This window comes from Streptococcus sp. KHUD_012 (assembly GCF_052588255.1).
The window spans coordinates 874,369-889,432 of sequence record NZ_CP159355.1 but is presented as its reverse complement, the minus strand read 5'-3'; the positions used below and the strand labels follow the sequence as shown (position 1 = coordinate 889,432).

Here is a 15,064-nt window from a genome sequence, read left to right as displayed (position 1 = left end):
ATAGCAGTTGAAGCTAGAATCCACATTGATTCTAGCTTTTTCTATGCTTTCCTCTCAAATCCTCTAATCCAAGCGGAAAATATTCGGAACAACGATTCCATCAAAGAAATCTTGTAGATTTTATGGTAAAATATGGTTAATAAAATAGGAAATAGGTACTTAAATGTCTTCAAAAGTTATTGTAACCATTTTCGGGGCCAGTGGAGATTTAGCCAAGCGCAAACTCTATCCATCCCTTTTCAGACTCTATAAATCAGGAAATCTATCTGAACACTTTGCAGTTATCGGAACAGCCCGCAGACCATGGAGCAAGGAATACTTTGAATCAGTCGTGGTAGAATCCATCACAGATCTGGCCGATAGCCCTCAACAAGCTCAAGAATTCGCTAGCCATTTCTACTACCAAAGCCACGATGTCAATGATACCGAACATTACATCGCTCTGCGCGAATTACAAAACAGCTTGGATGAGAAATACCAAACGGAACACAACAAGGTCTTCTTCTTGTCCATGGCTCCTCAATTTTTTGGAACCATTGCCAAACACCTCAAATCAGAAGGCATTGTGGATGGGCAAGGCTTTGAGCGCTTGATCGTTGAAAAACCTTTTGGTACAGACCTAGAAACGGCTAGTCAGCTCAACAAGGAATTGGAAGAAACCTTTGATGAGGAACAAATCTTCCGGATCGACCATTACCTTGGAAAAGAAATGATCCAAAATATCTTTGCCATTCGTTTTGGAAATCTTATTTTTGATAATCTTTGGAACCGAGATTTTATTGACAATATCCAAATTACCTTTGCTGAACGCTTGGGGGTTGAAGAACGCGGTGGCTACTATGATCACTCAGGGGCCCTTCGAGATATGGTGCAAAACCATACCCTTCAGCTTTTGTCTTTGCTTGCCATGGATAAACCAGCTACCTTTACCAAGGATGCGATTCGGGCTGAAAAAGTAAAAGTATTTGAGCAATTGCACAATCCAACAGATGACGAATTGAAGAAATTCTTTATCCGTGGTCAATACCATTCAGGTACGATCAAAGGGAAAAAAGATATCTCTTATCGCAGTGAGCCCAATGTCGACCCTGAATCTACTACGGAGACCTATGCTTCTGGTACGTTCTTTGTTGATAGCGATCGCTTCCGCGGTGTGCCTTTCTTCTTCCGTACCGGAAAACGCTTGACGCAAAAAGGAACCATGGTCAATGTGGTCTTCAAGCAAACCGACTCCATCTTTGGACATAGCTTGCAACCAAATGTCTTGACAATTTATATCCAACCAAATGAAGGTTTCTCATTGAGCATCAACGGAAAAGAGGTCGGAGAAAAATTCAGCATCGCACCAATTTCCTTTGATTATGAAACAGATGCGACTGCAACTGGGGCTTCACCAGAGCCTTATGAAAAATTAATTTTCGACGTTTTGAACAATGACTCAACCAATTACAGCCACTGGCACGAAGTCCGTGCTTCATGGCAATTGATTGACCGGATTGAAAAACTATGGGCCGAAAATGGAGCACCGCTCTATGAATACAAGTCTGGATCCATGGGACCAACTGCATCCGATGATCTCCTTGCAGAATACGGAGCCGAATGGGTTTGGAAACCTGAACCTAAGAATTAAGGAAAGCCACCTTCGGGTGGTTTTTTTGATAGCGCAAGGAAACAAAAAGACAAATTGTCTTTTAAACAATTTGTCTTTTTCTATTTGACTCTTAAATCAAGCCTTCCAAGAGGCCTCTCATGAAGTTTTCTGAGTGGAATGGTCCGATGTCATCAATCTTTTCTCCGAATCCAATCAACTTCACTGGGATATCCAACTCTTCTCGAATCGCAAGGACGACCCCACCTCGAGCCGTTCCATCGATCTTGGTCAATACAATTCCTGTCACAGGTGTAATTTTTGAAAATTCTTTAGCTTGCACCAAGGCATTTTGACCGGTTGATGCATCGAGGGCCAGCAAGGTTTCATGCGGTGCATCGGGTACAACACGTTTGATAATCCGGCCGATTTTTTCAAGCTCCGCCATGAGGTTGTCCTTATTCTGCAGACGCCCCGCCGTATCAATCATCAGAACATCGATGTTTTCAGCGATCGCGCGTTCCATTCCATCAAAGACGACACTAGCAGGATCTGATTTTTCAGGACCTGTCACAACTGGAACATCTACGCGGCGTCCCCATTCTGCCAGTTGAGCTACTGCTCCTGCACGGAAAGTATCTGCTGCAACCAACATGACTTTCTTGCCTTCTTGTTTGTAGCGGTGGGCTAATTTCCCGATAGAGGTTGTTTTACCAACTCCATTGACCCCAACAAAGAGCATGACCGTAAGACCGTCTTGAAAACGAATGGCTTCATTAAACTGGCCATCCTTTTCATACAAGTCCACCAATTTTTCGATGATCACGCGCTTGAGAGCATCTGGTTTTTTGGCATTTTCCAAACGGGCTTCATAGCGCAACTCTTCGGTTAAATTAGAGGCCACTTGAACTCCAACATCACTCATAATCAAGAGTTCTTCCAATTCTTCAAAGAATTCTTCATCGACTGAACGGAAATTGGCAAAGAAGGCATTGAGGCGTGCTCCAAATCCAGTCCTTGTCTTTTTCAAGCTACGATCGTATTTTTCCTGAATGGTTTCTTGCTTAGGCTTAACCTCGTCTGGAATTGGCTCTTCTGCCTCTTCAACAGTCCTTTCCTCAACGGCTGATGCAGCTTCTCCTTCCGGAAGTCTGGACTCAGCTTCTGCTACTTCTGAAGTTTCCTCCACTTGAGCGATCGCTTCTGATACTTCAGGTTCTGGGACCTCATCCTGAGCGTCTACTAGTTCTGGAACCTCCTCTTCTGTCGTGCTCCCTTCTACTAGCTCAGCGTCAGATGATGGAGAAGCAATCGGTGACTCTTCTTCCAGTTCTGAACCGTTAGCCCCATCTGCTTCCTCACCATTTTCAGTTTCTTCCGCTTCAATTTTCTCTTCTTCAAGAGGCTCCGTCTCATCTGTTTCACCAGCTAGTGGTGAAACTTCTTCAGGACTTGCCTCTGCTTGAGCAGGTTCAAAGACAACTGGAGACTCCTCTACTGGTACTTGGTCTTCATTAGTCTCTGATGTCACTTTTTCTTCTACAAGAGGTTCCTCTGCCGGCTCTTCTTGAGCAACGGTTGAAACAGGTTGATGAGTGGCTGCAATTCGCGCTTTGAGCTCTTGGTAGTAAGCCTCCATATCAGCGATTTTTTGCTCTTCCTTGTCATTTTGGGTAGCCGTCGGCTCCTCTTTGACAGTTTCTTCAACCTCCGTACTTTCCGTCACTTCTTCCGAAGACGGAAGCACTTTTTCAGTTTCTTCTTTTTTTCCAAATAAACGATCAAATAATCCCATTTATTCACTCTCCTTTAGCACATAATTTTCAATCGCCCATGCGACAGCATCTTGGTCATTGGTCACAGGGGCCACAAGCGCTGCAACTTCCTTCACTGCTGGAATCGCATTGCCCATGGCAACCCCCAGTCCAGCCCACTGAATCATAGACAGGTCATTGGCTTCATCTCCACAGGCCATGACTTGATCTGCCTTAAGACCCAAAATAGCTGCCAGTGCCTCTAAACCTGTCGCCTTGTGAACATTTTTAGGGCACCATTCCAGCAACATTTCCCGAGATTTAAAAATTTCATAGTCTTGAAATAACTCCGGCTTGATCTCCTTGATCGCTGCATCTAAAAAGTCTTGATCAACGGCTGTCACACACTTGTTGTAGGAAATCGTGGATGGCAGGTCTTTAAAATCTGTCTCAATAAAGTTCAGGTAGGGATTGTAAAGGGAATAGAGAGACTTTCGATCTGCATGAATCTCATAAACCGTTCCCTCACTGATAGCATCCAGAGGAAGGCCTAGACGGGCTGTTTCATCATGAATGGTTGCGACATCTTCTGGTGCCAAGACAACTTTTGAAAGGATTTCTCCATTATTTCGCTGCACTAGACCACCGTTGAAGGTAATCGTATACTCTTCTTTGAGGCCTGCTGTTCCCAATTCTTCCAAAAGAAAATCCATGGCTTTCAAGGGGCGACCAGTGGTTAGAACCACCTTGACACCTTGGGCCTGTGCAGCAGCGAGGGCTGCTCTATTGCGAGGTGAGATCTTTTTTTCAGAATTGAGAAGGGTCCCATCTAAATCCAGCGCAATCAAGGAAATCTTTCTCATACAATTTCCTCCATGTAGCGTAGGACAGAACCCGTCGCATGGTGGCCGATGACTTTTTCAGCAATCGCTAAGATTTCAGGACGTGCATTTTCTGGCGCTACAGGATGGCCCACGACTTGCATCATATGGAGGTCATTTAGGTTATCTCCAAAAGCCATCACCTGATCCATCGAGATCCCTAGTTTATCCGCTAAGGCGGTAATGGCCACTCCCTTATCGACATAATCGAGGACAATATCAATCGACTCAAAACCTGTCGTCATCGCTTTGACACCGGGGATATTCTCAGTGACCCATTGCTCACCTTCAAGCACAAGAGCTGCATCAAAGTTGGTGGTCAATTTGAAAATTTCATCCTGAATATCCGCTAGGCTTTTCACTTTTTGAATGTTTTCATTGTAGTGCTGACTCAAGGCCAGATAGTCGGGATCTACTGTTTCTAAGACATAGCTCCCTTTTTTCCCCGTCAAAAGAAGCTTATTCGGGTCTGCATAAGGGGAGGATTTCAAAGCCTCAAAAACACCCAAATAAAAGTCTTTGGACATGGTCGCTTCGTAGAGATCTTCTCCATGAAATTCTACCACACTGCCATTTTCAGCAATGAAAATCATCTGGTCTTCAAAGCCTTTAAAGAGAGATTTGAGAGAAAGAAGGGCACGGCCACTCGCAGCAGCAAAATAGATGCCTTTTTCTTTGTAGCTTGCTAACACCTTGCGTAAAAGGTCTTGATCGTACTGATGTTGGTCATTTAGAAAGGTCCCATCCATATCCGTAGCGATCAATTTAATATCATTATTCTTCATTTTCTAAGTCTTTCAATTTTACTGAGACGATTTTAGAAACCCCAGATTCCTGCATGGTCACACCATAGATGGAATCTGCAGCTGACATGGTCCCCTTCCGGTGCGTCACGACAATAAACTGGCTTTCCTTATCAAAGCGGTTCAAATAATCCCCAAAACGCTTGACATTGGCCTCATCTAGAGCAGCCTCTACCTCATCCAGAATGACAAAAGGAATGGTCTTGACACGAATAATCGAGAACAAGAGAGCTAAGGCAGACAAGGCTTTTTCTCCACCACTCATGAGGTTTAAGGATTGGATCTTTTTACCAGGTGGCTGCACAGAAATCTCAACACCAGCTGTCAGAAGATCTGGCTCTGTCAGAATCAAATCAGCAGAACCCCCACCAAACATTTGACGGAAAGTGACTTTAAAGGATTCACGAATAGCTTCAAAAGTCGATTTAAAGCGTTCCTTGACTTCGTCATTCATGTCGTTGATGGTAGACAGAAGCATGTTTTTCGCAGCCAAGACATCCTCACGCTGACTTGATAGGAAATCAAAGCGCCCCTTCACCTCATTGTACTGCTCGATCGCATCCACATTGACTGGACCAAGTGCCTTAATATCTTTTTCGATGCTCTTGAGCTGGTTTTCAGCTGCTGCAAGATTTTCAACAGGTTTAGCCTGCTCTTTGGCTTGGTCAAAGCTTTGCATGAATTCATCGGTAATTTGCGTTAAGAGCTTGTTCAAACGATCCGCATGCTTTTCACGTGTCGCTTCAGCCTTGGCTTGTTGACGAATCCACTCTTCGTTTTTCTTGCGAGCTTGCTCCATCTGTTCTGCCACATCTTCGGCCTGGCCTTCCAAATCATCCAGCTCAAAGCGTTTCCGAATGACTCCTTGTTCCAGTTCCGTTTTCTTGGCTTGGGCCTGCGTCAATTGGTTGGCTAGCTGCTCCACATCAACTATCTGAACTTGGGCCTCGCCTTGTTCAATCAATAATTGCAACTGATGCTCTTCTACTTCCAACTGAGAGATCGTTTCTTCTAAGCGACGAACATCTGTTTGCTCGTAACTTTGTTGGCTCTTACATTCCGTCTGTTGAAGTCGCAATTCTGCCAATTGCTCTTGCAAGTTTTGTACCTTTTGTTGCAAGACATCTTTATCCGACTTCATGGTTTCAATGTCGCGGTTCAAATTTTCTTTTTGAAGCTCAATTTCTGCCAATTGCTCAGTAAGGGACTCCAGCTCTTCTTGGAGAGACTGGGTCGCATCTGTTGCCAATTCTGACTTCAAAGCTTCTAAGAGTTCCTGAATTTCTTTCAGCTGCTCTTGGCTTTGTTGGTAGGCCAATTGGGCCCGCTGTTGCTCTAGACGCGCTTGCTCACCTTGGCTTTGAATAGAGGCCAGGTATTCTTGCGCCTGCTTGAGCAGATTGTCCTTGGTCTCGACCTCCTGCTCTGCTTCTCTCAAACGAGCATCCAGAGCTTGCATTTCCTGCTTCAAACTATCCAATTCTGGTTTGACAAAAACCGTATTTTGGGAGCGATTGGCACCACCGGCATACGATCCTCCGGTCCGCAATTCGGTCCCATCCAAGGTCACCATCCGAACTTGATAATTGACTTTACGAGCCGCCTCACGCGCATGCTCTGTCGTGTCAAAGATGGCCGTTACGCCAAGTAAGTTTTGGAAAATCTGTTCAAAACGATTCTCATAGGTCACTAAGTCACTCGCAATTCCTAGAAATCCTGCGCTGGCTTGAATCAATTCCAGATTCCGAGGGGATAGCTGACGGGCTTTGATCGTCGTTAGCGGAAGGAAAGTTGCCCGTCCCAAGCGATTGCGTTTCAAGAAATCGATCGCTCGCGTTGCGGCCTTTTCATCCTCGACAATGATCTGTTGGCTGCTAGCCCCCAGAGCAATTTCAAGCGCCGTCTGGTAGTCTTTTGAGAAACTCAAATTCTCACTAACAGCCCCACAGATGCCTCCTAACCGTTCTGCTTCTTGCAAAACGCTCTTGACGCCTGCATAGAAGTTACTATGGTTCTTCTGAATGGCTTCCAAGCTATTGATCCGCGCCCGTTTGTTTTTGCTCTCATCCATCAGGTCAAACATGGCCGTTTGAGCCTCTTGGTAGGCAGCTTTGGCCTGCTCCACTTTTACCAATTGCTCTTGGTATTCTGCTAATAGGCCTTTGACCGTCGCTTGTGCCTGATCCAACTCTTCCAATTGTCGGACTTCTTTTTCCTTGGCAGCTTCAAAGTTTGTTTGTGCCTTGGTCAAATCCTCTTGACGATGGCTAGATTCTTGCAGGAGTGCCTGGATTCGGCTCTCAATAGCTGTCCGCTCATTTGATTTTTCAGCCTCGGTCTGCAAGAGAGCGACATACTGCTCACGTAGATGCTCAATGACTTGTTCCGGATCTTCTTCGTAGTTGGCTAATTCTTTTTCCAACTCTTCTTGTTGCTGACGGTTCTCTGTCAGTCTTTGTTGAAGCACAGCTAGCGTCTCTTGTTTTTGAGCCAGCTCTTGTTTCGCTTCCTCCAGACGGGCCAAAATAGCATCCAACCGCTCAAGATTTTCCTTGCGACTATGGGCTGCTTGACTCGATTGCAACTTAGCTACTTCAATTTGCTTTTCTAAATCACTGATCAAACGAGTGACCTCAAGCAAGCTGGCCTGGTCCTCAGCTAAACTCTCATCCAACTGATGGCGGGCTTTCTTGATACGTACATTATCTTCTTCTAAGACCTGACGACGTTGGTAATAAGAAGCCAACTGTTCTTGAATGGCCTTTTCTTCTTGATCAGCCTTTTCATAAAGGTCCTTTGTCAAATCGACTTGAGCAACTAAAACATCCAGCAAGAGAACCTGCCGTTCTTGGTCTAATTCCAAGAAACGGCGAGCGACAGTCGCTTGCTTTTCAAGAGGTTGGATTTGTCCTTCTAATTCATAGAGGATATCCTCCAGACGTTCCAAATTCTCCTGGGTTTGGTTGAGTTTGGTTTCGGTTTCCTTACGCCGCGTCTTAAATTTCAAGACACCAGCAGCTTCTTCAAAGATAGCCCGGCGTTCTTCCGGTTTAGAGTTAAAGATCTCCTCTACTCGACCTTGGGAGATAATGGAGAAAGAATCCCGTCCCAATCCCGTATCCATGAACAAATCATGAACATCTCTGAGACGTACTTTCTTGCCATCGATCTTGTACTCGCTGTCTCCTGAACGATAAATATGGCGTTCGACACGAATTTCTTTCCCTGCCTGTTGGATAAAACAATCTTGGTTATCTAAGACAACTGTGACACAGGCATAATTCAGCGGTTTACGCGATTCTGTCCCTGCAAAGATAACATCGGGCATCTTGCCCCCACGTAGACTCTTGACACTGGATTCCCCCAGGGCCCAGCGCAAGCTCTCCGTGATATTTGATTTTCCAGATCCATTAGGCCCTACAACGGCAGTGACCCCTTTGTCAAATACGACTTTTGTCTTATCCGCAAAGGATTTAAAGCCTTGGATTTCAATCTCTTTTAGATACATGGCCCATCATTCCTCGTTTCAACTGCATTGCGGGCTGCTTCCTGCTCCGCTAACTTCTTGGAACGACCATGACCATGTCCCATCGTTTGACCGTTCACGAACACTTCTACTTCAAACTCTTTGGCATGAGCAGGACCGGACTCGCTAACCACTTGGTATTGGATCTCCACATCTCCGTGAACCTGTAACAGTTCTTGCAGGCGGGTCTTGTAGTCAATGACTTGAGAAAATTGACCCGTTTCAACCTTTGGAATCATGACCTGATAGATGAAGCGTTTGACTGCTTCAACTCCTTGATCTAGTAAAAGAGCACCTAAAAAGGCTTCAAATAAATCGCCAAGAATCGTATCGCGGTCCCGACCACCAGATTTTTCTTCGCCCTTGCCTAGTTTGATATAACGATCAAATTGGCAATCCCGAGAAAAACCAGCCAGACTTTCTTCACGAACAATCATAGAACGGAATTTAGACAAATCTCCCTCAGGTCTGTTGGGGTGTTCCTTATACAAATATTCGGAAATAACTAATTGAAGAACAGCGTCTCCTAAAAATTCCAAACGTTCGTTATGTGAAATTTTTAAGAGGCGGTGCTCATTGGCATAAGACGTGTGTGTAAAAGCTGTATCTAATAAACTGCTATCTGAAAAAACGATCTGAAACCGTTCCGATAACAGGGCTTGTAATTTCTCCATAGGAAGCCTACTTTCTAATAAATTCATACCTTTAAGTATACCAAAAAAGAAGCACGAACGCACTTCTTTTCCTAGTTCTAGGGCCTGAATTCTCCAATTTTAATCAGGATTTTCCTCTGTTGGATTTTCAGGCTTATTAGGGATCACTTTTAAGAGATAATAGGTGATAAAAATCGTCAAAGCACCTAGAGCAAGCTTCACCCAAATAATCGGGGCCAGATAGATGGAAATGCCCATCAGAATGTAGATCTGAAGAAGGATCCATTTCTTCCGTTCTTTGGCAATCGATTTGGTCTCTCGGTAATCCGCTACATAGGTTTGATAAAGCTTGGTTTGGTAAAGCCAAGTTTCAAAGCGTTTGGAACTTTTAGCAAAGCAAGCCATGGACAGCAATAAAAAGGGGGTTGTCGGTAAAATTGGCAATGGAATCCCAATAATTCCTAGTCCCAATGATATAAAACCAATCGTAAGATAAACAAGGCGCATTTACTTCTCCTTTGTATGTTTCTTGTTTCATAATCACTCTACAGTGTTCACATCTGACATTAGAAGCTTCATCTTAGATGGATCTGACATTCCATCCACAATATTCTGTTGTTCCTCATTTAATGGCAATAATATTATAGTTGCTGTATGAGAAGGTAATTCCCCACTATCCTTGATAAAATAGCTAACCTTTTGATTCTCAAAAATAGCCTTTCCATCATAAGACCAGGTAATTGAAAAGTTCAAATCTTTCTTGATATCTACATCTGTCTTATTGACCAGCATGAGTGCCGCCCTGCCATCTGAAACAGCCCCGGTAAAATAGACTACCATATGACCTTCACTACCAACTTCAGGATGTTCCTTAACCAATTTTCTTCCTAGCTCGATGAGATCAGACGTCTTTCCTTCATATTGAGGGGCCACCACAAATTTCAAACCTTTTTCTTCTTTATCTTTAGAAGACTCTGATACTTTTGTTTCCTTCGTCGTTTGATTGGAAGTCGACTCTTTCGTATCTTGCATAGACTGACTACAAGCAGTTAAAGCAACCAAACTAGCTAGTAATAACATCATTTTTTTCATTTATTATCTCTCCTCTACTCTCGTGACTCTCACTCAGAATTCGTTCTTTCCTATCATACACGAATTTTGGGTAAAGAGCAAATTCAGTACTAGATATAGATTTCCTCAAATAGGCATATAAAAAACCACCCGCAGGTGGTTTTCCATCTTATATCTTCGTCAAAGGGGTCGCGGTATCTGGCGAGGTATCTAACACCTCAAAATCATGGCCAACAGCTAGATCTGCTCGAGCTAGTTGATTCTCCATGGTCATATGGGCCAATTCTTTGATATTGTTCTCTTTTGACAAATGTCCCAGATAAATCTTCTTGGTGCGATTCCCCAAGGTTCGGATCATGGCATCGGCACCATCTTCGTTAGAAAGGTGGCCTAGGTCTGACAAGATCCGCTGCTTCAAGCGCCAAGCATAAGAACCTGCTCGAAGGATCTCTACATCATGGTTGGACTCAATCAGATAGCCATCAGCATCCGCGACGATGCCTGCCAAGCGATCGCTCACATAGCCCGTGTCCGTCAGCATGACGAAGCTCTTGCCATCCTTCATAAAGCGATAGAATTGAGGGGCAGCAGCATCGTGACTGACCCCAAAACTTTCGATATCGATATCGCCAAATGTCTTGGTCTTCCCCATTTCAAAAATGTGCTTTTGAGCATCATCGACCTTTCCTAGATACTTGGTCCCTTCCATAGCCTTCCAAGTGGCTTCATTAGCATATAGATCCATACCATATTTCCTCGCTAAAACACCCACACCATGGATATGGTCTGAGTGTTCGTGCGTAATCAGAATGGCATCTAAATCTTCTGGTTTGCGATCAATTTCAGCCAATAGTCCCGTAATCTTTTTCCCTGAGAGACCTGCATCAATGAGCAGTTTTTTCTTTGGTGTCTCAAGGTAGAAAGAATTTCCACTAGAACCTGAAGCTAAAATACTGTACTTAAATCCCTCTTCTGTCATTGACTCCTTATTCTTCCTCTTCTGTATCCCAGTCGTCTTTAATCGCATCTTTGTCGTACGGCAAGACAATGGTAAAGGTAGATCCCTTGCCATATTCACTCTTGGCCCAAATAAAGCCTTTGTGTTGCTTAACGATCTCCTTAGCAATGGCTAAGCCCAGACCAGTCCCACCTTGGGCCCGGCTACGCGCCTTATCCACTCGGTAAAAGCGATCAAAAATGCGCGGCAAGTCTTTCTTGGGAATCCCCAAGCCCTCATCTGAGATGGAGATAATCAACTGGGCGTCTGTCGTTTTCATCCCTACCTTGATCTTTCCACCATCAGGTGAGTACTTGATGGCATTGTTCAAGATATTATCGATCACCTGGGTCATTTTATCCGTATCAATTTCCACCCAGATCGGAGTGATCGGGTATTCCCGGATCAGTTCATACTTCTTGGTATCTTCTTGCGATTGACTCTTGATCTTATCAAAGCGGTTCAAAATAAAGGTGATAAAGGCCGTAAAGTTGGTCAACTCGATCTCCAACTGACTAGTTTCATTGTCGATTCGAGAAAGACTCAAAAGATCTGTGACCATGCGCATCATGCGGTTGGTTTCATTGAGTGAAACCTTGACAAAATCTGGTGCTACTGGCTCTGACAAAGCGCCATCGTCTAGGGCTTCCAGATAGGATTTCACACTGGTCAAGGGAGTCCGCAATTCATGGCTCACATTGGAGACAAAGAGGCGACGTTCCCGTTCTTCCTTGTCCTGCTCTGTCGTATCGTGCAAGACAGCTACCAGACCAGAGATAAAACCTGACTCTCGACGAATCAAGGCAAAGCGCACACGAAGACTTATGTATTCCCCATTTTCATCCTGGGAATCAATGGTCAACTCTGGTACTTCTGTAATCAAGTTGCGCAGATCATAGTCATCTCCAAGCGAAAGCAAATCCAAAATACTGGTATTGAGCACCTCATCCGGATTAACATTCAATTGCTTGGCTGCCATTTCATTGACCATGATGATCTGACCGCGTCTGTTGGTCGCAAGCACCCCATCTGTCATATAAGAAAGGATACTGGTCAAACGCTTGGTTTCTTGTTCCAAGTTTTCATGCGTCAGGCGAATAACCTCAGACAGATCATTGATACTATTGGTCATATCCGTCAGTTCTGGACTTCCTTGCATGTCGACCACTTCGGAATAGTCCCCTGCAATCAGATCCTTAATTTTGGCGTTTAATTGTCTGAGCTTGATATTGTCCCTACGGTTTTCTAGCAAAAGCAAGGCTACCACAATGATAAACCCAACCGTAATCAGAACAAAGACAAAGTTCGACGACATTACAAATTGTTTTAGTTGATCAATCATTGTTTCTCATATAATATCCAACACCACGACGGGTCAAGATATATTCTGGACGTCCTGGTGTGTCCTCGATTTTTTCACGCAACCGACGAACCGTCACGTCCACTGTCCGAACATCACCAAAGTAATCATAGCCCCACACCGTCTCAAGAAGGTGCTCACGGGTCATCACTTGACCGACATGGGTCGCAAGGTGATAGAGCAATTCAAATTCGCGATGGGTCAAGTCCAATTCTTTGTTGCCTTTTTGAACCAAGAAAGCATCTGGAAGAATGTGAAGATCACCAATGACAATTTCCGTATCGGCATCATTTTCAAGCTGAGGATCAGCCGCAAACTCAGAACGACGCAACAAGGCTTTCACACGCGCTTGCAATTCCCGATTCGAGAAGGGTTTGGTTACATAGTCATCCGCCCCGATTTCAAGCCCGATGACCTTATCAAATTCCGTATCCTTAGCAGATAGGACAATGATCGGCACATTGCTAGTCTTACGAATCGTACGCGCCACTTCCAGACCATCAATCTCTGGCAACATCAAATCTAGAATAATAATATCCGGATTCTCAGCCGCAAAGACTTCCAAAGCTTCCCGGCCATCAAAGGCTGTCAAGACTTCATAGCCCTCTTTTGCCATGTTAAATTTGATAATATCTGAAATTGGTTTTTCATCATCAACTACTAATATTTTTTTCATCTTACATACCTGTTTCTAATGCTTCTTTTCCTAATCAATCTCTATTTTCTTATTATATCAAACTTATGAAGAAATGTGGAGCCTCAATTGCTGGACTTTCCAATAAGAAAGGGTAAAACAGACCGAGAAGTTAAAATCTCAGTCTCAGAAAAAACGAATGTTATGTAGAAGATAAAATCACTTGAGTGATTCTAAAAAAAGTTAATTTCCTACTTGCTAGAAGGAATGAATCATTTATTAAAAACTTTCCGTCGTGAGAAAAATGAGAGTGGGAGTTTTGGAACTTCATAGAAGTTCGCTGACGTTCTTACTCACCTAAGGAAGGTTTTTTAGATTGTTTTATCCTCAATCTTTTTATTTTTTCATTATTTCTCAACACGTGATTTGTTGGCGATATTAGCTAGGATTGCTGCTACAAACTCATCATGTTTAAACATTAAAACGGTATCTACTTTCAGAGGAGATATCGTTTTTCTTCTTCGGATAAGGATACAAAAATTTCTTCCTTGAAAGATCGTAAAATTCTTGATATAGTATGTTGGATGGACTGATGGATATTTAAAGGATAATCTTCAATAGAATGACAGATGAGGATTAAAAATATGTAAGATTGGAAAAAAGTCTCTCTACCATCATCCATGCAGAAACAAAATTATATGAAATAAAAGGAGTAACCAATGACCGGAAACTATTCAACAAGGGAATACCGTGAGAAATTATATGATGACCTTCATGTTCGATTAAGTAATATATTGATTTTAATGTGTTCGATTTTTATTGCCTCTATAGGCCTAAATATGAATTCAACAGCTGTCGTTATTGGAGCCATGCTGATTTCCCCTCTTATGACACCGATTGCTGGACTGGGGTTTGGTTTAGCTATTTTTGATACGCGTTTAATCGAGCAATCTCTAAAGGTTTTATTTACTCAAGTATTGGTCAGTTTGCTTGTATCGGCTCTGTATTTCTGGATTTCTCCCTTATCTTATGCAAGTAGCCAGTTGATTGCACGAACCTCTCCAACCATTTGGGATGTTCTCATTGCTATTGCGGGTGGGATAGCAGGTGTCATTGGTTCAAGGAAAAAAGAAGCAAACAATATCGTACCAGGAGTAGCCATCGCAACAGCTCTGATGCCACCTATCTGCACTGCGGGTTATGGCTTAGCTAGTGGAAATGTACGATTTTTATTTGGGGCTCTTTATCTTTTTTCGATCAACTGTGTCTTTATCATGCTAACCAACATTGTTGGAACAAAAATTATGATGAAAAAATCTGCCTTAAGTTCATTTAAAGAGCTAAACATTAAAATGAAAATTGGGTTGATCTCCTTGATTGTATTATTGGTTCTTCCAGCCAGCTATTCAGCAGTCACTCTGACGATGAATGAAAAACGAAAACAAGAGATCAAACAGTTCGTAGGAAAAGAGTTCTCCAATTATACGGTCATTAATCAAGTTTACAAGTCAAAGAAAAATGAATTGGTCTTGACGGTTGTTGGAGATCCGATTTCAGAAGAAGAATTAGAAACCATTCGCCAAAAACAAGCCTCTTACGGTATTGAATCTGTTCAATTGAAAGTCAATCAAGTCAATAATTCGCAAAAATTAGATAGTGAGATGACCAAGGAATTTTATGAAAACATTGACAAGTATATCGATCAAAAACTCTCTGAAAAAGATTCACAAAACGATCTCGTAAAAGAAAATGAAGCAGACAAGGACTGAGGATAGTCAACTTATCTAACTCATGGAA

General features: G+C 43.2%; 12 protein-coding genes. 2 read left to right on the top strand and 10 right to left on the bottom strand.

From position 1 onward, the window contains the following. Positions 1–163 precede the first annotated feature (163 nt). On the top strand, positions 164–1,630 hold the full coding sequence (gene zwf, locus ABVF55_RS04240; RefSeq protein ID WP_445285590.1) for a glucose-6-phosphate dehydrogenase: 1,467 nt from the start codon (positions 164–166) through the stop codon (positions 1,628–1,630). A 91-nt stretch (positions 1,631–1,721) separates the two neighbouring features. Here the strand turns inward: zwf and ftsY are convergent, their stop codons facing one another. The 10 genes from ftsY to yycF all read right to left on the bottom strand — a co-directional run bounded on the left by ftsY (position 1,722) and on the right by yycF (position 13,309). Further along, positions 1,722–3,383 (bottom strand): signal recognition particle-docking protein FtsY, encoded by a 1,662-nt coding sequence (ftsY, locus tag ABVF55_RS04235; RefSeq protein ID WP_445285589.1) that lies wholly within the window; start codon positions 3,381–3,383, stop codon positions 1,722–1,724. Beyond that, the gene (locus ABVF55_RS04230) at positions 3,384–4,205 is read right to left on the bottom strand and encodes a Cof-type HAD-IIB family hydrolase (protein WP_342983489.1); all 822 of its coding nucleotides are present in this window, start codon (positions 4,203–4,205) and stop codon (positions 3,384–3,386) included. After that, a complete protein-coding gene (locus tag ABVF55_RS04225; RefSeq protein WP_342983490.1) occupies positions 4,202–5,008 on the bottom strand; it encodes a Cof-type HAD-IIB family hydrolase in 807 nt (268 codons plus the stop codon). Before ABVF55_RS04225 ends, ABVF55_RS04230 begins: the two co-directional genes overlap by 4 nt. Next, the gene (gene smc / locus ABVF55_RS04220; RefSeq protein WP_445285588.1) at positions 4,998–8,534 is read right to left on the bottom strand and encodes a chromosome segregation protein SMC; all 3,537 of its coding nucleotides are present in this window, start codon (positions 8,532–8,534) and stop codon (positions 4,998–5,000) included. The genes ABVF55_RS04225 and smc overlap by 11 nt, the downstream gene beginning before the upstream one ends. Next, complete coding sequence (rnc, locus tag ABVF55_RS04215) at positions 8,525–9,226, bottom strand: ribonuclease III (protein ID WP_445285587.1); 702 nt, start codon at positions 9,224–9,226, stop codon at positions 8,525–8,527. Before rnc ends, smc begins: the two co-directional genes overlap by 10 nt. Positions 9,227–9,325: 99 nt before the next feature. Continuing rightward, entirely contained in the window at positions 9,326–9,712 is a 387-nt protein-coding gene (locus tag ABVF55_RS04210) for a YbaN family protein (protein ID WP_023918721.1), read from the bottom strand. Between the two features lie 33 nt (positions 9,713–9,745). Continuing rightward, entirely contained in the window at positions 9,746–10,297 is a 552-nt protein-coding gene (locus ABVF55_RS04205; RefSeq protein WP_445285586.1) for a hypothetical protein, read from the bottom strand. A 148-nt stretch (positions 10,298–10,445) separates the two neighbouring features. Beyond that, a complete protein-coding gene (locus tag ABVF55_RS04200) occupies positions 10,446–11,255 on the bottom strand; it encodes an MBL fold metallo-hydrolase (protein ID WP_023918725.1) in 810 nt (269 codons plus the stop codon). 7 nt (positions 11,256–11,262) lie between these two features. Continuing rightward, positions 11,263–12,615, bottom strand: a complete 1,353-nt coding sequence (gene vicK, locus ABVF55_RS04195) for a cell wall metabolism sensor histidine kinase VicK (protein ID WP_445285585.1) — start codon at positions 12,613–12,615, stop codon at positions 11,263–11,265. Then, a complete protein-coding gene (gene yycF, locus ABVF55_RS04190; RefSeq protein WP_024054739.1) occupies positions 12,608–13,309 on the bottom strand; it encodes a response regulator YycF in 702 nt (233 codons plus the stop codon). Before yycF ends, vicK begins: the two co-directional genes overlap by 8 nt. Before the next feature lie 677 nt (positions 13,310–13,986). On the opposite strand from yycF, the gene ABVF55_RS04185 reads away from it, so the two are divergent. Next, entirely contained in the window at positions 13,987–15,036 is a 1,050-nt protein-coding gene (locus ABVF55_RS04185) for a DUF389 domain-containing protein (protein WP_445285584.1), read from the top strand. The last annotated feature ends 28 nt before the right edge of the window (positions 15,037–15,064 follow it).